The organism is Bacteroidota bacterium (genome assembly GCA_016706865.1).
In the GTDB taxonomy this organism is placed as follows: Bacteria; Bacteroidota; Bacteroidia; order Chitinophagales; family BACL12; genus UBA7236.
Genome location: JADJIS010000003.1, coordinates 1,779,396 through 1,798,713, shown reverse-complemented (window position 1 = coordinate 1,798,713; position 19,318 = coordinate 1,779,396). Strand labels below are relative to the sequence as shown.

At 37.0% G+C, this 19,318-nt stretch carries 13 protein-coding genes and 1 tRNA gene; 10 read left to right on the top strand and 4 right to left on the bottom strand.

The window, feature by feature from the left end:
* Window positions 1-41 precede the first annotated feature (41 nt).
* Window positions 42-1,037, bottom strand: coding sequence for a glycosyltransferase family 9 protein (locus IPI31_17105; GenBank protein MBK7569541.1), 996 nt, complete (start codon window positions 1,035-1,037; stop codon window positions 42-44).
* On the opposite strand from IPI31_17105, the gene IPI31_17100 reads away from it, so the two are divergent.
* The 7 genes from IPI31_17100 (at window position 1,015) to IPI31_17070 (ending at window position 8,654) form a co-directional block, all read left to right on the top strand.
* Complete coding sequence (locus tag IPI31_17100; protein MBK7569540.1) at window positions 1,015-1,644, top strand: tRNA-(ms[2]io[6]A)-hydroxylase; 630 nt, start codon at window positions 1,015-1,017, stop codon at window positions 1,642-1,644. The two genes, IPI31_17105 and IPI31_17100, sit on opposite strands and share 23 nt — an antisense overlap.
* Before the next feature lie 117 nt (window positions 1,645-1,761).
* A tRNA-Gln gene (locus IPI31_17095) sits at window positions 1,762-1,834 on the top strand.
* Window positions 1,835-1,936: 102 nt separating this feature from the next.
* Window positions 1,937-3,010: a class I fructose-bisphosphate aldolase gene (locus tag IPI31_17090; protein MBK7569539.1), complete on the top strand. Its 1,074-nt coding sequence runs from the start codon at window positions 1,937-1,939 to the stop codon at window positions 3,008-3,010.
* Window positions 3,011-3,084: 74 nt separating this feature from the next.
* Entirely contained in the window at window positions 3,085-3,957 is an 873-nt protein-coding gene (locus IPI31_17085; protein ID MBK7569538.1) for an acetyl-CoA carboxylase carboxyltransferase subunit beta, read from the top strand.
* Between the two features lie 630 nt (window positions 3,958-4,587).
* Window positions 4,588-4,860 (top strand): 30S ribosomal protein S15, encoded by a 273-nt coding sequence (gene rpsO / locus IPI31_17080; GenBank protein ID MBK7569537.1) that lies wholly within the window; start codon window positions 4,588-4,590, stop codon window positions 4,858-4,860.
* 224 nt (window positions 4,861-5,084) lie between these two features.
* Entirely contained in the window at window positions 5,085-7,223 is a 2,139-nt protein-coding gene (locus IPI31_17075) for a polyribonucleotide nucleotidyltransferase (GenBank protein MBK7569536.1), read from the top strand.
* A 564-nt stretch (window positions 7,224-7,787) separates the two neighbouring features.
* Window positions 7,788-8,654: an RNA polymerase sigma factor RpoD/SigA gene (locus IPI31_17070; GenBank protein MBK7569535.1), complete on the top strand. Its 867-nt coding sequence runs from the start codon at window positions 7,788-7,790 to the stop codon at window positions 8,652-8,654.
* A gap of 321 nt (window positions 8,655-8,975) precedes the next feature.
* On the opposite strand, the gene IPI31_17065 is transcribed toward IPI31_17070, so the two are convergent.
* Window positions 8,976-10,229 carry a methionine adenosyltransferase gene (locus tag IPI31_17065; GenBank protein MBK7569534.1) on the bottom strand — a complete coding sequence of 418 codons (1,254 nt, stop codon included), beginning with the start codon at window positions 10,227-10,229 and terminating at the stop codon, window positions 8,976-8,978.
* A 365-nt stretch (window positions 10,230-10,594) separates the two neighbouring features.
* Window positions 10,595-11,653 carry a rhodanese-related sulfurtransferase gene (locus IPI31_17060; protein MBK7569533.1) on the bottom strand — a complete coding sequence of 353 codons (1,059 nt, stop codon included), beginning with the start codon at window positions 11,651-11,653 and terminating at the stop codon, window positions 10,595-10,597.
* Between the two features lie 176 nt (window positions 11,654-11,829).
* Here IPI31_17060 and IPI31_17055 point away from each other — a divergent pair, with 176 nt between their 5' ends.
* The 3 genes from IPI31_17055 (at window position 11,830) to IPI31_17045 (ending at window position 16,950) form a co-directional block, all read left to right on the top strand.
* A complete protein-coding gene (locus IPI31_17055) occupies window positions 11,830-13,851 on the top strand; it encodes a T9SS type A sorting domain-containing protein (GenBank protein ID MBK7569532.1) in 2,022 nt (673 codons plus the stop codon).
* A gap of 163 nt (window positions 13,852-14,014) precedes the next feature.
* On the top strand, window positions 14,015-16,393 hold the full coding sequence (locus IPI31_17050) for a PKD domain-containing protein (GenBank protein MBK7569531.1): 2,379 nt from the start codon (window positions 14,015-14,017) through the stop codon (window positions 16,391-16,393).
* Between the two features lie 131 nt (window positions 16,394-16,524).
* A complete protein-coding gene (locus IPI31_17045) occupies window positions 16,525-16,950 on the top strand; it encodes a hypothetical protein (GenBank protein ID MBK7569530.1) in 426 nt (141 codons plus the stop codon).
* A 9-nt stretch (window positions 16,951-16,959) separates the two neighbouring features.
* Here IPI31_17045 and IPI31_17040 read toward each other — a convergent pair whose 3' ends face one another.
* Window positions 16,960-19,248, bottom strand: a complete 2,289-nt coding sequence (locus IPI31_17040) for a TonB-dependent receptor (GenBank protein ID MBK7569529.1) — start codon at window positions 19,246-19,248, stop codon at window positions 16,960-16,962.
* Window positions 19,249-19,318 lie beyond the last annotated feature (70 nt).

The following is a 19,318-nucleotide window of genomic DNA, read 5'->3' as shown; positions in this document are numbered from 1 at the left end:
TTGAAATTCTCTTGCAGCATTTAGTGTAATAAACCGCAATATCAAAGGCTTTTGAGAGTGCTGAGGTCAATTTGATACATACAGTTGAAGTGACCCTTGGGGCAGGCGTCAAATCCTATTTTTGAACATGGGCGACAAGAGAGTGAAGTTACCTCCATTATTTTGTGGTAATTCCGCTGTGATTTTAAATCGTTATTATTTCCAAAATATGGATACATTCCAAATTCGGGAATGGTGTTTCCCCAAATAGAAATAATATCCTTTTTTAATGCTGCTGCAATATGCATCATTCCGGTATCGTGTGCGATTACTAATAATGATTGTTCGATAATGGAAGCGGATTGATTAATATTAAATTTCCCGCAGGCATTAAAAATTTTATTCGGGTTACTTGCTGCAATCTTCTCTCCTTTTTCTATATCCTCTTTTCCGCCGATCAATACAATTGGTTTGGATAATTCGGCACAAAGTGCAATTGCTTTTTCAAGAGGTAATTTTTTTGTAAAATGCATAGCACCAATCACAAAAGCATAATATCCATTTTTAAATTGAGGCGGAAGGGAAGTTATATCAACCAAATCTTTTTGAGGAATAAAATGATCCAATCCTTTCCCATCATTTATAACTCCGTGATCCTTTACACATTCTAAATACCGGTCAACAATATGTTTTTCAGGAAGAATATTAATTTTAAAATTTACCATTAACCATTTCTGAAAATTAATTTTATTAAAACGCCTGTTTTCGATATTGAGATTTGAACGAATTAAAAAGCTGCGCAAATTGTTATGCAGATCAATAAGAAGATCAAATTTTTCATCCGAAAGTTGTTGTACCAAAGTTGGTAATTTTTTATCCTCAAAAACATGTATTTTGCTGATATAAGGATTTGCTTCTAAAACAGAAACGTACTGTTTTTTAGTTGCAAAATGTATCTCAGCATCTGGTAATTGTTGTTTCAGACATCTGATCACAGGAGTTGTGAGCACGATATCTCCAATAGAACTGAAACGAATGACCAGAATCTTTTTTGGCATTTGTAAATTTGCACAAATATCTGAAATGTTAGGTTTAAAATTACCCACTGACCCGCGATGGGTAGATCTTGCGGAAATGAGTTTACAGGAAATTCTTACCGACCATGCTTATTGTGAGCAAAAGGCTGCGTCTACTGTTATCTCTATTATTCAACAATATCCTTATCGCGAAAGATTAGTGGAAGAGCTTGCTCCAATTGTAACGGAAGAATGGGGACATTTCAGAATGGTATTAAAAGAATTAAAAAATCGAAATTTAAAATTAGGCAATCAACGCAGTGATGAGTATGTGGCACAATTAGTAAAATTTCAGCGAAAAGGAGGAACAAAGGAAGATCAGATGCTCGAAAAATTATTATTTGCTGCTTTAATAGAAGCGAGAAGTTGTGAGCGGTTTCGATTATTGAGTGAAGGATTGAAGGAAGAAGCATTACGTTCCTTTTATCGCGAATTTATGATAAGCGAAGCAGGTCATTATCGGTTATTTATTGAATTGGCAAACGAATATGTTGGAACGGAAAAAGTAAAAAAGAGATGGACCGAATGGTTGGAATTTGAAGCAAACGTTATGAAACAATTGGAGTTAAGCGGAAAAAGAATGCATTAGAAAAAATGATTTCTAAAAATTTAGATGGTATTTGATCTCAAAACGGCAATCTTTTATCCTTTCTATTTGCATCCTTGCCCGCAATAAAATATCTTTGCAGCTCCAAAATCAAAAAATTGGCTGATAGTGTAACTGGCAACACGTCTGATTTTGGTTCAGAAGAGTCTAGGTTCGAGCCCTAGTCGGCCAACAGCGACCCCGGTAATTGTTATCGGGGTTTGTTATTTTTGCCGTTGTTTAGCCCTTCCGGGTTGCACAGCCAAATTAATTTGAACTTAAACATACAAGAAGCATGGCCATTAACAAAATTGTAAGTCTGCTCGGCGATAAGGCCGATTATTTATTAAATCACCAGACAAAAACGATCTCTAAAGAAAGTATACATTTACCCGGACCGGATTTTGTTGATAGAATTTGGGTAGGATCTGATCGCAATCCACAGGTTCTCAGGAACTTACAACAAATGTATGGTACTGGTAGATTGGCAAATACAGGTTATTTATCTATACTTCCAGTTGATCAGGGTATTGAACATAGTGCAGGTGCATCCTTTGCAAAAAATCCTATTTATTTCGATCCGGAAAATATTGTGAAACTCGCCATCGAAGGCGGTTGCAATGCTGTTGCCACAACTTATGGTGGATTGGGTATGATCGCAAGAAAATATGCCCATAAGATACCATTGATCGTAAAAGTAAACCACAACGAATTTTTAACCTATCCCAATAAATTCGACCAGATCATGTTTGCATCCGTAAAATCCTGTTGGGATTTGGGTGCGGCTGCTATCGGTGCTACCATTTATTTTGGTTCCGATGAATCTGCAAGGCAAATTCAAGAAGTGAGTAAAGCTTTTGCATATGCTCATGAATTGGGAATGGGCACTATTTTATGGTGTTACCTTAGAAATCCCTCATTCAAAAAAGATGGTGTGGATTATCATTTGAGCGCGGATCTAACTGGTCAGGCTAATCACTTAGGTGTTACTATCGAAGCGGATATCATCAAACAAAAATTGCCTGAAAATAATGGTGGTTACCTTGCCTTAAACACAAAAGAATCTGCTTACGGTAAGAATGATAAACGCATTTACGAAGAACTAACTACAGATCACCCCATCGACCTTTGCCGTTACCAGGTTGCAAATTGTTATATGGGACGCGCGGGATTGATAAATTCAGGCGGAGCATCCACCGGGGAAGCAGATATTAATGAAGCTGTAATTACGGCAGTTATTAATAAAAGAGCTGGCGGAATGGGTCTTATTTCAGGGAGAAAAGCATTCCAGCGTCCAATGAAAGATGGCGTAGGTATTTTAAATGCCATTCAGGACGTATATTTATCCAAAGATGTAACGATTGCTTAATTTCCTTTAACCAAAAATTTAAATTGCTTTAGTTAAAATTATTTTTTTAACGAGCATAAAAAAGGGATTGCAGAATGTCTGAACAAAAACCCGAAAAAGTAAGCTGGTTTAAACGCAAAGGGCGAGGAATAGATACGCCCACGGAGGAAAAACTGGATACACCGGAAGGTGTGTGGTGGCGTTGTCCGGAGTGCAAAAAAACGACTACAACGGAAGAATACAAGGATAAACTTTGGTGTTGTCCCGCCTGTAATTACCACGGCCGGATAGGTTCCAACGAATATTTCTCCGTATTTTTTGATGGAGGGGAACATACCCTGCTTTTTGAAAATATCATGTCGAAAGATGCCTTAAATTTTAAGGATATCAAAGATTACGAATCCCGATTGCAGGATGCTCTCAAAAAATCCAATTACACCGATGCACTAAGCGTGGGTCTGGGTAAAATTGAAGGTCGTGAATCGGTAATTTGTTGTATGAATTTCGAATTTATCGGTGGTAGTATGGGTGTGGTTGTTGGTGAAAGAATTTCACGCGCTATTGATCATTGTGTTGAGCATCATTTACCATTAATGATCATCTCAAAATCAGGTGGTGCACGCATGATGGAAAGCGGATTTTCACTCATGCAAATGGCAAAAACTTCCGCTAAACTCACTTTATTATCTAAACATCAGCTTCCCTATATTTCTCTGTGCACCGACCCAACTACCGGCGGTGTAACAGCCAGTTATGCCATGCTTGGGGATATTAATATCGCTGAACCAAAAGCACTCATCGGTTTCGCCGGACCTCGTGTGGTAAAAGAAACCATCAAAAAAGATCTGCCTAAAGGTTTCCAGTCTGCTGAATTTGTGCTGGAAAGTGGGTTTTTGGATCTGATTGTGGAGAGGAAGGATCTTAAGCAGAAAGTTTCGGTATTGATTGAGCATTTGATGGGGGAGTGAGTGGGCAGTAAACAGTGGGCAGTTTGTAACATTGGTAATGATTCCTACGAATTAAATGGTTACTAAAATTTAATACTGGAACTATATCTCCCCTTTGGGGCTGGGGCCCGTGGGCAGTTTGTAACATTGGTGATTGTTGCTTCGGGAGATACTTTTTTTGTGAATTGCCATTACTGAGAGCCTTTAAAAATTTGCCATTACTGAGAGTTTTTAAAAATTTGCCATTACTGAGAGCCTTTCATAATTACCATTACTGAGAGCCTCGCTAAGAGCGAGACCCTCAGTTCCTTCGAATCAAAGTTTTCTTAATAAGTGTAAGCCCCCTTTTTAAACCTTACTCACCTTCCTTCCTTTTTCCCTCCTTAGACCCTTCCCCTTCTCCCTTCGAATCTTTTTCGAGGCCCTTACTGAGAGCCTCGCTAAGAGCGAGACCCTCAGTTCCTTCGAATCAAAGTTTTCTTAATAAGTGTAAGCCCCCTTTTTAAACCTTACTCACCTTCCTTCCTTTTTTCCTCCTTAGACCCTTCCCCTTCTCCCTTCGAATCTTCTCCCTTCGAATCTTACGAAACTGCTTTGTAATTCCAACAATAACCTCTATCTTTGCTCCTCAATTCAAAAAGCAATTATACAATGCCAGTAGTATCATCAGAAAAGAGGAAAGAAATTTTTAAGGAACACGGTGGTTCTGAAGCAAATACAGGTTCTGTAGAGGCACAGATAGCGCTGTTTACAGCTCGTATCAATCACCTAACAGAACATCTGAAGGAAAACAAAAAAGACTTCGCAACAAAACGCAGTTTATTGATGTTGGTTGGTAAACGCCGCAGGTTCTTAAACTATATGATGAAAAAAGATATCGTTGGATATCGTTCATTGATAGAGAAGTTAAATATCCGCAGATAATTATTGTATGAACATATTCTTGGGCTATGAGGAAATTTTATTACCCCATAGCCCATTTTTTATTTTACAGAATTTGGAGAAGTCACAGTCGCAGTCACAGTCGCAGTTGCAGTTTTCGAGTTCTATTTTTTAACCTGGGTGTGGAGTTTGATTAAAAATATTTTCCCTGATAAAACAACCCCAAAAATTACTTCAAACTCCTGCTCTCAAATTTTAATTAAACAATGAAACCAAATCCGATCACAAAAACCATCGACCTGGGCGGGGGAAAGATAATTTCCATCGAAACGGGAAAATTGGCAAAACAAGCCGACGGCTCCGTAGTAGTGCGTTGTGGCGAAACGATGTTACTGGCAACAGTAGTATCGGCAAAAGAGGCAAAAGCAGGAGTAGATTTTATGCCTCTTACAGTAGATTATCGCGAAAATTATGCATCTGCAGGTAGATTACCCGGCGGATTCTTAAAACGCGAAGCAAGACCTTCAGAATATGAAATTCTGATCAGCAGATTGATCGATCGCGCGATGCGCCCGATGTTTCCGAATAATTATCACGCGGAAACACAGGTGCTTGTTACCTTGATCTCCCTCGACAAAGAAATTCTTCCTGATGCATTGGCATGTTTTGCAGCAGCAGGTGCCATGGCGGTTTCTGATGTTCCTTTTAACGGACCTATCTCAGAAGTGAGAGTGGGTAGAGTAAATGGAAATTACATCATCAACCCAACTCGAAGCGAACTTGCATTATCAGATATTGATATGATAGTTGCGGGTAGCCATAAAGATGTAGTAATGGTGGAAGGTGAAATGAAAGAGATCACCGAAGATGATATGTTAGAAGCAATTCGTCTCGCCCATCAGGCTATTCAAATGCAATGTGAAGCATTATCTGAATTTTCCAAGATGGCGGGAAAAGAAACAAAACGCGAATACAATCACGAAACACATGATGAAGATCTTCGTGCAAGAATGTGGAGAGAATTGTATGATAAAGTTAGTATGGTTGCTCATATGCCTTCAAAAAAAGAAGAACGTCATGAGGCATTCAAAAAAGTGAAAGAAGAATTCACTGCATTATTTACTGAAGAGGAATTAGCAGAAAAAGGTGGATTTATTTCTACCTATTATCACGATATCGAAAAACATGCAATGCGCGAAATGATCTTAACGGATAAACAGCGTTTGGATGGAAGAAAAATGGATGAGATCAGAGATATCTGGTGTGAAGTGGACTATCTTCCATCAGCACATGGTTCTGCAGTTTTTACAAGAGGTGAAACTCAATCTCTTACAACTGTTACACTCGGTTCAAAAAGAGATGAACAATTAATTGATGGAGTAGTACACGAAGGAACAAGTAAATTTTTATTGCATTATAATTTCCCTCCATTCTCTACAGGTGAGGCAAAACCAATGCGTGGCCTTGGTCGAAGAGAAGTTGGTCATGGTAACCTTGCAATGCGCGCATTAAAATGGACCTTACCGGAAGATAATGTTTATACTGTACGTGTTGTTTCCGATATTTTAGAATCAAATGGTTCGTCGAGTATGGCAACTGTTTGCGCAGGAACTTTAGCATTAATGGATGCAGGTATCCAAATTAAAAAACCGGTTGCAGGTATTGCAATGGGATTAATATCTGAACCAAACATGACGCGTTACGCAATTTTAAGTGATATACTTGGAGATGAAGATCATCTTGGAGATATGGACTTTAAAGTTGCAGGTACTGTAAATGGTATCACGGCAACACAAATGGATATAAAAGTGGATGGATTGAGTTTTGGTGTTGTGAGAGAAGCATTATTACAAGCTAAAGCGGGAAGATTACACATTTTAAATGAAATGGGTAAAACAATGACTGCTCCGCGCGCTGATTATAAACCACATGCACCAAGAATTGTGATGATGCAAATTCCTAGAGAATTTATCGGAGCTGTTATCGGACCTGGTGGAAAAATTATTCAGGAAATGCAACGTGAAACAGGTGCTGAAATTTCTATTGAGGAAGTTGGTGAATTTGGTATTATAAATATATCATCTCCAAATAAAGAAAGTATTGAAGCTGCAGTTTCTAAAATAAAAGGAATTACCGCAGTTCCGGATATTGGAGATGTATATGATGCAAAAGTAAAATCCATCATGCCTTACGGAGCCTTTGTTGAATTTTTACCTGGTAAAGAAGGTTTATTACATATATCTGAAGTAAGCTGGGCTCGCCTTGAAACTTTAGAAGGTGTTTTAAAGGAAGGTGATAAAATAAAAGTGAAATTATTGGACATCGACCGCAAGACCGGTAAATATAAATTATCCAGAAAAGTATTAATGGATCGCCCGGAAAGAGAACCGAGCACGAATAATTAAGGATACTTTTTTATCAAATTTAAAACGCCGGTGTTTCATCGGCGTTTTTTTTTCGTGAATCGTGAATCGTGAGGCGTGAGTCCGTATTTCGAACATCCTGAAATGATGGTTTCATTTGAAATCAAAATTATGATGCGGACCTCTTAAATGAGTAATGAGTTATGAGTAATGAGATGCCTCGATGATAGCCGAAAGTTTTTCTTCTCAGGAAAGATAAATTTTCAGGGTGGAAATCCAATCACCAATGTTAGCAGGATCAAACTCATTTCTCATAACTCATTACTCATCATATGATCCGCTATGAAGGTTCCAATCAAAGCCCTCTTAAATGAGTAATGAGTTATGAGCAATGAGATGCCTCGATGATAGCCTAAAGTTTTTCGCCCCAGTCAAGATAAATTTTCCGGAAAGTAGTCCAATCACCAATGTTAGCAGTTGCAAACTCACTACTCACTACTCACTACTCACCATTTCCCATCTCATTTTTCGGTCATGTTAAGAAATATGTTTATCAAATGCGGAACCATTTATTTTAAAATCCGTAATTTGTGCTAAATATTCGGTATGAGGCAACTGAAAATCACATATTCCATTACATCAAGAGAAAACGATTCTCTCGAAAAGTATTTGACCGAGATCGGGAAAATTGATATGATCACTCCGGAAGAAGAAGCAGTGCTTGCAAAAAAAATCAGGGAGGGAGATGAAGATGCACTTGATAAACTCACCATGGCAAATTTGCGTTTTGTAGTTTCAGTTGCGAAACAATATCAGGGTCACGGATTAACATTAAGTGATCTGATCAATGAAGGAAATGTTGGATTAATTAAATCGGCGAAAAAATTTGATGAGACAAAAGGATTTAAATTTATATCTTACGCGGTGTGGTGGATACGTCAATCAATTATGTTGGCAATAGTGGAACATTCCAGATTAATTCGTTTACCATTAAATAAAGCCGGAAATGTTTCGAAGATGAATAGAATGTCGAATCAGTTTGAACAAATAAATGAGCGTGAACCTACCGCAGAAGAAATAGCAGAAGTTCTGCATTTAAAAGATGGAGATGTTAAAGAAATTATTTTAAGTAATATCAAACATATATCCATGGATGCGCCATTAAATGGTGAATTTGAAGATGGAAGTATGGCAGATATTCTTGAGGATAAAAATGAAGATACGCCTGATAAATCACTGATAAACGAATCGCTTAAAAATGAGATCGCTACAGCGCTTAAAGTATTGGCTCCTCGTGAAGCAGAGGTGATCGCAGCCTATTTCGGAATTAATGGATTTACACCCATGAGCATTGACGAAATAGCACAAAAATTCGATCTTTCCCGCGAGCGCGTTCGTCAAATTAAAGAAAGAGCTATTCGTCGTCTTCGCAAAGCAACTACCAGCGATTTTCTAAAACCATATTTAGGTTAAAAAAGAGTTTCCCGCAGAGTTCGCAGGGGTGCAGAGAGCGCAGAGACAAATAATGTGTTTATTATTTTACTTCGTAAAATAATGTTTTGTAAATAAATGTATTTTTTTTTCGAAGAAAAAAAAGTGATTTAATTAATTTGAATATATATAATAAAAATAAACTTGAAAATTGTAGTTAAAGAATCAATTTAAAATATACCCCAATAAAATTTTAATTTTATTAAAACACATCCTATAAACTCTGCTCTCTCTGCACCTCTGCAACCTCTGCGTGAAACAAACACACCCTGCAAGAAAAAACACACTCTGCGAGAAAAAAAATTACAACTTGAACGATTTTTTGATCGCGTCTTTGTAATCCAATTTCTCCCATGGAAATAATTCCACTTTCATTTTGATCTTTCTTCCGCTGCCGTCTTTGAAAGTTTTTTCAACGATCTTGGTATCGCGACCCATATGACCGTATGCTGCAGTTTCTGCATAAATTGGAGTGCGTAATTTAAAACGTTGTTCTATAGAATAAGGGCGCAGATCGAATATCTTTTCTATTTTTTTAGATATCTCCCCATCACTCATTTTTACTTTTGCAGTATTATAAGTATCAATATATAATCCAACAGGTTTAGCAACACCGATAGCATAAGCAACCTGCACTAATACTTCGTCGCATAAACCCGCTGCAACCATATTTTTTGCAATATGTCGAACAGCATATGCTGCTGAACGGTCAACTTTGGATGGATCTTTTCCACTGAAGGCACCACCACCGTGTGCACCTTTACCGCCATATGTATCAACAATGATCTTTCTTCCCGTTAATCCGGTATCACCATGTGGTCCGCCTATCACAAATTTTCCTGTTGGATTCACATGTAAGGTAAAATTGCCATCAAATAATTTCTGATTGCGTTTAGGCAATAATTTTTTTACACGGGGAATTAAGATCTCCTCCACATCTTTTTTAATTGCATCCAGCATTTTTTTCTCTTCTGCAAAATCATCGTGTTGTGTGGAAACTACAATAGTATCAATACGCAACGGAGTTTTATTATCATCATATTCTATCGTTACCTGACTTTTTGAATCTGGACGTAGGTATTTCATGATCTTGCCTTCTTTTCTGATAGCAGCCAGTTCACGCAACAATAAATTTGCGATCTCCAGTGAAAGTGGCATATAATTATCTGTTTCTCTGCTTGCATAACCGAACATCATCCCCTGATCACCTGCACCTTGTTCTGCTTTTTTCTTTCTAACAACTCCCTGATGAATATCTGGACTCTGTTCGTGAATAGCTGACAATATACCGCAAGAATTAGCCTCAAACATATATTCACTCTTTGTGTAACCAATTCGGGCTATCACATCTCTGGCAATTTGTTGCACATCCAAATACGTTTTCGAACGCACTTCTCCGGCAAGAAATACCTGACCAGTAGTTACCAAAGTTTCACAAGCTACCTTGCTGTCTGGGTCAAAAGCCAAAAAATGATCTATTAATGCATCCGATATCTGATCCGCAACCTTATCAGGATGCCCTTCGCTTACACTCTCTGAGGTGAATAAAAATGACATGTTTGGTTTAAAATTTAGGGTGCAAAGATAGGAAAGAATTGAGAATTGAGAGTTGAGAATTGAGAATGGAGGCTAAAGGTCGGGAGGATGGTTTTAGACCTGCGTGGAAATAGAGGTTTTTGAAGGAATTGAGAATTGACAATTGAGAATTGACAATTGGGTTAGAAGTTGGGAGGATAATCTATATCCTTGCTTAGAAGTAAATGTGAAATGTAAATAATAAGGAATTTATTGCAGGAGGAAAACTTGAAATTTTTGATGAAGTAAATTTAATTTACCATTTTACTTAATAAAAACTTGTGGCAAAGAAGTAAAATAAACAATTAAACTCTTTGCTCCAATTGTCAATTGTCAATTATCAATTGTCAATTAAAGTTGCGTTTTCGCAACCTCGATTTATTAAAAATATTCTGCCCTTTATCAATTCCTTTTCGTAAAAGTTTTTGTTCTTCTTCGGGAAGTTGGATGATGTTATAACATTCTTGTGAACAACATCCTCCGAATTTAATTGCACATTCGGTACATTGAATAAATAAGAGATGACAACCGGAATTTACACAATTGGTATGCGTGTCGGCGGGTTTATTGCACTGATGGCAGGTGGAAATAATTTCATCACCAATTCTTTCGCCTAGTCTGTCGTCGAAAACGAAATTTTTGCCTAAGAATTTATTTTCAAGATTTTCGGATTTAATTTTATTTGCATAATTAATAATTCCGCCTTCCAGGTGATATACATTTTTAAATCCATTGTGTAACATATAAGCACTGGCCTTCTCACAGCGAATTCCACCGGTGCAATACATTATGATGTTCGCATCCTTTTTATCTTTTAATAGATCTGCGGCCATGGGTAATTGTTCGCGAAATGTATCACTTGGAATTTCAATTGCATTTTCAAAATGACCAACTTCAAATTCATAGTGATTGCGCATATCAACAACAATCGTATTTTCATCATTGGTCATGGAATTAAATTTTTCGGCGTCCACATATTTGCCTTTTTCCGCCATGCTAAAGGTGGGGTCATCAATTCCATCGGCGACAATTTTATTGCGCACTTTTATTTTTAATACCCAAAAAGATTTTCCATCATCATCAACAGCAATATTTAATCGCAATTTTTTAATGCCTGTTTCGGGATCGATAAATTGTTCTGATTTAACAACAGAATTAATAAAAAAGGTAAAGGCATCCATGTTGTATTCGGGTACACTTATTTGTGCGTTAATTCCTTCGTTCGCAACATATATTCTTCCAAATACATTTAATATTGTTAATTGTGCAAACAACATATCGCGAAATTGTTGCGGATCATCTATTGGAAAATATTCGTAAAAGGAAAGGGTAATTCTTTTTTCGTTGGATTCCAGCATTTGCTGTTTCAACTCAATGTGAGAAATTCTGTTGTATAATAAAGCCATAAAAGAAATTTTGTATCCGGTTGCAGGCCGGGTGAAATCTCAATAAACGCTGCAAAGGTAAGCTCTTCCTTTCTTTTTCAATAATTTTCAGGAATGATAAATATTCTTTGAAATTTGCTTTGAATTTGTCATGCATAATACCTAATATTAACTTTTATTAACCAAAAATATTTAAAATGAAAAAAGGAATTTTACTCCCGATGTTACTGATAGCCTCCTCAGTAATGATCTCACAAACAATTATTGGGACCACCTCTTATGATGTGCAATCCAATAATGGAGCTAAACACAGAATCTCAGTATATGATGATGGGAAAATATCAGCCGCCTGGACAGGTTCAACTGATTATACAGTAGGAACCACTAACCCTGATCGTGGTATGTTCTTTAATCATTATAATGGTGCTACATGGGGTGCATTTCCTGCTGCTCGTGTGGAAACAACTAAAACCGGTTTTGGTGAAGTAATAACAGTAATGGATCATGAAGTTATGATAGCACACGATGGTGCTGTTGTTTCTCAGCAACTTTATGCAAATGCTTCCATAGGTGGAACAACATGGACCGAAATAGCGGGCTCTGATGATATTGTTGGATTCTGGCCTGCAGCAGTTTGTCCAGAAGGAACTGATGATATTTATGTATTAAATGCAAATGCAAATCCACCAACAGAATTGCGTTTTTCCCGTTCTGATGATGGTGGAATTACATGGACCGTTTTAAATACCACTGTTCCTTTCTTAACAGCTGCAGAAGGTATTCCAGGCATGTCTACCGGACTCATTGCTGCTGCAGAAACCTATCAGCTTGCAGTCTACGGAACTAATGTATATATTTTATATGGTGTTCCAAATTCTGATCTTGTATTGTTGCATTCCGCTTCAAATGGTGCAGTTGGCACATGGACCAGCAGTGTAATTCACGATTTTCCAATTGATAATTATGATGGATTGACACAAACTGATGTGAATGGTGATTTTGTTACAGATGTAGTGGAAACTACGGATGCGAATCACAATATGTTTATTGATGCATCTGGTGATGTTCATATTTATACAGGATATGTAAAAATTTACAACGACGGAATTGGTTCTTTTTGGTCTTATCAATATGAGGGTGCAATGGGTATCTGGCAATGGCATACAGGTATGGATGAAGCAGTAAAAATTGATCTTACATTAGATTGGGATAATGCTGATGGATTAAACGATCCTTTAGCAGGAATTGGTGCATTCAGGTCTCATTACCGTTATCCCGGTATTGTTTCTATGCCCGGTGGGGCAATTGATCCGGCAACAGGAAGATATTATCTAACTTATACAATGCCGATAGAATATACCGATCTTTTTGCAGATCCATTAAATTTATCCGCTCAATCTTTCAGAGATATTTTTGGAGTTTATAGCGATGATAATGGTTCCACTTGGTCAACTCCGGTTAATCTTACAAACACTGCAGAATCTGGAAAAGAAAATGTATATACTTCCGTTTATCCTGAATTTACCGGAGGAAAAGTGCATATGGTTTGGCAGGAAGATGTTTATCCCGGAACCACTGTTACAGATCTGGATCCAATTGGTGTAAATAATATAATGTATAATGGCTACTCAGCTGAAGACTTTGGTGTAACACCAATGACATGTAATTATGTTACAGGTCCCGGTGGATTATATGCTGATGCAATTACTTCCACATCTGCAGTTATGCATTGGGATGCTGTAGATATGGCTGAACAATATATAGTAGCATTCTGGATGGCTGATGATCTTGCAACAGTTGGTAAAAAAAGACCAAATACAAATCTTTTTGTAATTGCAGAAGGAAAGTTGGAACCTGAAACTACTTATGGTTTCCGTGTTAAAACTGTTTGTTATGCAGCGGGTGAAATTTCTCCCTATTCAGAAATTGCTTATTTCACTACACTTCCTTTAAGAGAAGGTGAAAGCCGTCAATCCATTGACCTTTTCCCAAATCCATCCGATGGTAATTTTAATCTTGAATTAAATGGTTTTGAGGATTCTGAAGCAAACACACTTATTTTGAATTCAACAGGTCAGGTGGTTTACGAAAGTAATGATACCCCTCGTGAATTTAATTATCAACTGCCTATCGATTTAAGTGATGCTCCGGCAGGAATTTATTATGTAATGGTTACCTATAACGGAAACGTAATTACAAAAACTGTTATGATCAACTGATATTAATTCAAACATAAAAACCTCCGGTCGATACTTCGGTCGGAGGTTTTTTTTTATAAAAATTTGCCGAATTGAATATTTGTTTAATATTTATTAATATTACTATCGGATTTATTTTTCTTAACTCGTCCGTCAACTGGCGGTCACAAAAAAACACATCAGTATGAGAAAACTTTCACTCCTTATTTCAACAGTATTTTTGAGTGCACTTTTGGCAGCACAAACAATAATTGGAACAACTACTTACGATGCACAGTCAAATAATGCATCGAAGAACCGTATCAAAGTTTATGATGATGGAACAATTTCTGCCATCTGGACCGGATCTACAGATTTTGGTGGAGCCTTCCTCGACCGCGGAATGTTTTATCAGCATTATGATGGTGTGGCCTGGGCTGCAGCACCTACCGTTCGCATTGAAACAGTGCGCACAGGTTTTGGCGAATTATTATTAGTGGAAGACCATGAGGTTATTGTAGCCCATGATGCGGGTGCTAACAGAATGCAATTATTTGCAAATGATGCAATAGGTTCGAATGTGTGGACAGAATTAGATGGCTCCGATGACATACGGGGAATTTGGCCTGTAGCTTGTTCACCCGAAGGTACTGATGATATTTATGTTGTAAACGCTGATACACAAGTTATTACAAATCTTAATTTTTCACGTTCAGATGATGGAGGATTAACATGGGCTATTTTAAATTATGCACTTCCATTTTTAACTGCTGCTGATGGTATGCCGGCCATTACAAATGGCGCAGATTCTTATCAGATATCTGTATATGGTTCTGATGTGTATGTTTTATTTGGGATGATAAATTCCGATCTGCTTTTATTGCACTCCGACGATTATGGAAATGATGGGTCATGGGAAAAAATTACAGTTATAGATTTCCCTTATGATAACTATACCGGTGCTGTGCAAACAGATGTCGATCTGGATGGAATTACCGATACCGTTGCAACAAACGACGGGTATCACGATATGATAATGGAGGATGATGGAACCCTACATATTTTTTCAGGATATTATAGGATTTACAGTGATGCCTTTGCGGGATTTTGGACAGTAAACTGGAGAACTTCAGGTATATGGCATTGGACAAACGGTATGGCTGGTGCCGAAGTAATTGATACCGAATTGGATTGGAATAATGATGATTGTTTATCTGATCCTTATGCAGGAATTGGTTTAAGTACTTTTAATTATAGAAGTGCAGGAATTTCAAGTTCACCCGGTGGAACCTGGGATGCTATTTCAGGAAGATTATATGTGATCTTCGCAATGAAAATTGAATACACCGATATTTTTGATGACCCATTAAATTTTAATGCACAATCTTTCCGCGATCTTTTTGGAATGTATTCTGATGACGGCGGAATTACCTGGTCGACACCTGTAAATTTAACAGAGTCTGCTGAAGATGGGGAAGAAAATTTTTATGTTTATGTAAACGACAGAGTGAATGGTGGAAAAGTGCAGGCCATCTGGCAACAAGATTATGAACCCGGAATTTTTATTGAAGGAGATCCTGTTGTAGAAAATAATATTCTATATGCAGCCTGGGATGCCGAAAGTTTTGTACCGACAATGCCAAATGCAAATTTCAGTTATGTTGCCGATATAGGTGAGGTTACATTCACTAATTTGTCTACTAATTCTTATGGATGTTATTTATGGGATTTCGGTGATGCAACCACTGCTACAGAAGAAAATCCTATTCACGAATATGCAACTGCAGGAACTTATAATGTTTGTTTAACAGCAAATAATCCTTACGGAACGGATACTTATTGCTCTGCCGTAACAGTAATTTTACCTCCCGATGCAGCATTTACTTATACAGGTGATCCGGTTGTAACATTTACTGATCTCACATTAAATTCTCCAACTTCCTGGAGCTGGAATTTTGGTGATGGTGGAACAAGTACTTTGCAAAATCCTGTGCATACTTATTTAACGGAATCAACTTTCACTGTTTGTTTAACTGCAACTAATGCATTGGGATTTGAAGTATATTGTTTACCGGTTGTAATCGATAGCACTGAGTATTTATTACCTGCTGCTGATTTTACTTTTTCCTTTAGCGGATTAAATGCATCTTTTACCGATATTTCTACAAACAGTCCTACAGAATGGTTCTGGGAATTTGGTGATGGTGGTAATTCAACTGTTCAAAATCCTGTTCACGCATATCCGGTGGATGGCGATTACAATGTATGTTTAACAGCATCCAATGCATATGGAGAAAATACTAATTGTAAAGTAATTTCTACGACAGAAATTAATACCATACAAGAAGCATTATTAAATGTATATCCAAATCCGGCCAATGAATTTGTAATAATTGAATTAATGGATTTTGATCCTCAAACAATTGAAATTTATGATCTGCTTGGACAAAGAATTAATATCGCTTATAAATATAATTCAAACAATATTGTTGAATTAAATACATCACAATTAATTTCAGGAAATTATATTGTAAAGATAAAAAATGAAAGCGGAGAGATAATTGTGAGGTTGATGAAAGACTAGGTTTGCTTGAATGGAATAAAATTAAATTATGCCACGAATGCATGAATGAAAAGCCAAATTGATGATTTGTTTGATTTTTTATTCGTGTATTGGTGGCATTTTTTTTCGAACATATTTAAAATTATTAAACTATGAGTCTACTCGACCAACAAGAGATCACGGATCAGGATCAAATTAGCGGTGTAACGCTTAATTATTTGCTTAAAGCAGCAAAGTGGATGCAGTTTGTTGCGATATGTGGGTTTATGTTTTTGGTTATGTTTGGAGTTTCACTGTTTGTAATTCCCGATCTGATGATGGGTGATGTAAGTGCTCTTGGTAATTCCTTTGCCAAAGGTATGATGGTTGTAATGGTTATATTTTTAGTAATAGGCCTGTTTCCCAATATTTTTTTATACCAGAGTGCTGTTAATTTTATAAGATATGCAAGAGATAATAATTCCTTTAATCTGGAAGTTGCATTTAAAAAATTGCATTCCCTATTCCTGTTTATGGGGATACTTGTAATAATGAACCTTGCAATTTTCGTATTAACAATGATGGGTATGGGGCTTTAATATATAATATTAAAATCCATAACTCACTGCAATTGATGGTAATATAGGTAGTTGATTTACGCGTTCATAACGAATACGATCAAAATAGAAAATATTTTCTCTGTTGTAAATATTTGTTACACTGGCGTTTATCTCCATTTTATTTTTATTGGGAAAATAGATATTGCGTTTTGCACCTATATCAAAACGGTGGTAATAGGGCAATCTTCCTCCATTCAATTTGTCGTCGTAAATAATGCCAAGTGAACCATTTGCGGTTGTATAATCGGTACTGATACCGTCGAGGAAATCAATCATTTCGTAAAATCCTGCAGTTTGAGTGAAAGGAAATCCGGAACCTAAATTCCAACGTGCACTGAATTCCCATTTTTTCTTGAGATCATAAGTACCTAAAAAGTTCAGGTTATGTCTTCTATCGTAATGTGGAGGATAAACCTGTTGCCCATCGTCGCGTTTTACATAACCAATGGAATAGGCTGTCCAGAAATACCATGCTTTACGCTCATATTTCATGGAAAAATCCACACCGTAAGCTCTGCCTGTTTCCGTTGCAAAATCGGGGTCCCTTAAGGTAACTTTTTGCCGATTAATTTCAATTAATTGTGTAAAATATTTAATATAAGGTTCAATATTTAATTCCATAAAATCAGAGGGGTCAATTTCAATACCACCAATTGCATGAATGCTACGCTGCAATTTTGATTTTGCATCTTCTCCATCAAAAGTATAAAGGTCATCATCAGGTCCTGATAAAAATCCAGTAAATAAATTCACCACATCGCGATCACTTTTGGTAGAAATTAAATTCTGACTGTATAAACCACCCGCAAATTTAATTCGGATCCTGTCGGTGATATTGTATTTCATACCTATACGAGGTTCCGGTGAAAATTCACTCAACGATGCATAATATTGAATACGAATACTTGGTTCAATTACAAACTTTTTACTGAAAGCGCGTCGATATTTCACGTAAGTTCCAAGTTCGGTGGTATATTGTTGTTGTTCGTATTTTATTCCCAAACGATTAAAAAATTCGTAATTGGTTTGAAATCCAATAACCTCCACACCGTATTGTACATCTCCATGAGGGCGATAATAAGTAAAATCCATTCCTCCGTTAAATCCACCCACAAGACTGTTGCGCGGTTTTTCATCGGCTTCATTTTGCACCATCTCGTAATTGGAATAGGCAAAAACACCTTCAATAAGCATATTTGATTCGGTGGGTACAATTACAAAGTTTGTTCCTGCACCAATTGAACTCCAATGGAAATTTGTAACATCAGAATAATTAACGCTGTCGCGGAAATTAAATCCGAATAAATTTATTTTATTTCCGGTTTCTGAATTGAGGGATAACTTTCCATAAACATCTGTAAAAGAATATGGTATACCATTATTTCCTAAAATGCCTTCCTGATTATTTACATAAGGATAAATAATTTTTGATGTTTTATCCAAATAGGAATGTTTTGCCGTGATCAAATAGGTAAGGCTTGATTTATCCGCACTTGGTTTTTTTATTGGTCCTTCCAATAGTAATCTCGCCATGAACGGACTAGCAGACACTTCCCCAACTGTTTCTTTTTTATTTCCATCGCGGGTGTTAATGTCGATCACTGCAGAAATTCTATCCCCATATTCGGCACTGAATCCGCCGGTATAAACGTCCACATTTCTGATAATATCGGTTTCGAAAACACTGAATAATCCAATGGAGTGGAAGGGATTATAGATCACCATGCCATCCAATAAAACTTTATTCTGAATAGGTGAACCGCCCCGAATGTAAAGTTGTCCACCCTGATCACCGGTAAAAATCACACCGGGTAAAATTTGTAAATATTGGGCAAGATCAGGCTCTCCACCTACTGAAGGTAATCGTTTGATCTGGGTTGGTGTTATAGTGGTTGTTGAAATGCTAACTTCTTCCAATTTTGAAGTTGTTTTGGAGGAAATGGTTACCCCATCTAAGGTAATTCCCGATTGTTTGAGTTCTAATTTTACACTTGTAATGCCGCCAGCTTCCACTTTTATTGGAAATAACAGAGTATCGTACCCAATATAGGTTAGTATGAGTGTTTGATTTCCGGCAGGAACCGTGGCAATGGAGAAAAATCCGTTTTCATCGGTTGGTGCACCAATATTGTCAGTTTTTAACACAATTACGTTTACATACGGCACGGGTTCTCCATTATCAATATCATAAACAAATCCTCGAACCGAGCCCGTTTGAGTAAAACCAGCCGTTATAACGACTAAGGTGCTAAAAAGGAGTGTAAATATTCGTTTCATATTATTGCGGCGAAGATAATCAGAATAATGTTATCTGATTGTCATAATGCCCAATTTTACAGAGTTCTGA

Coding starts and splice junctions, on each gene's coding strand:
- IPI31_17060 (MBK7569533.1), bottom strand. CDS start 11,653: ATGGCTTTATTATACAACAGAATTTCTCACATTGAGTTGAAACAGCAA.
- IPI31_17050 (MBK7569531.1), top strand. CDS start 14,015: ATGAGAAAACTTTCACTCCTTATTTCAACAGTATTTTTGAGTGCACTT.
- IPI31_17090 (MBK7569539.1), top strand. CDS start 1,937: ATGGCCATTAACAAAATTGTAAGTCTGCTCGGCGATAAGGCCGATTAT.
- IPI31_17070 (MBK7569535.1), top strand. CDS start 7,788: ATGAGGCAACTGAAAATCACATATTCCATTACATCAAGAGAAAACGAT.
- IPI31_17055 (MBK7569532.1), top strand. CDS start 11,830: ATGAAAAAAGGAATTTTACTCCCGATGTTACTGATAGCCTCCTCAGTA.
- IPI31_17065 (MBK7569534.1), bottom strand. CDS start 10,229: ATGTCATTTTTATTCACCTCAGAGAGTGTAAGCGAAGGGCATCCTGAT.
- rpsO (MBK7569537.1), top strand. CDS start 4,588: ATGCCAGTAGTATCATCAGAAAAGAGGAAAGAAATTTTTAAGGAACAC.
- IPI31_17075 (MBK7569536.1), top strand. CDS start 5,085: ATGAAACCAAATCCGATCACAAAAACCATCGACCTGGGCGGGGGAAAG.
- IPI31_17045 (MBK7569530.1), top strand. CDS start 16,525: ATGAGTCTACTCGACCAACAAGAGATCACGGATCAGGATCAAATTAGC.
- IPI31_17100 (MBK7569540.1), top strand. CDS start 1,015: ATGACCAGAATCTTTTTTGGCATTTGTAAATTTGCACAAATATCTGAA.
- IPI31_17085 (MBK7569538.1), top strand. CDS start 3,085: ATGTCTGAACAAAAACCCGAAAAAGTAAGCTGGTTTAAACGCAAAGGG.
- IPI31_17105 (MBK7569541.1), bottom strand. CDS start 1,037: ATGCCAAAAAAGATTCTGGTCATTCGTTTCAGTTCTATTGGAGATATC.
- IPI31_17040 (MBK7569529.1), bottom strand. CDS start 19,248: ATGAAACGAATATTTACACTCCTTTTTAGCACCTTAGTCGTTATAACG.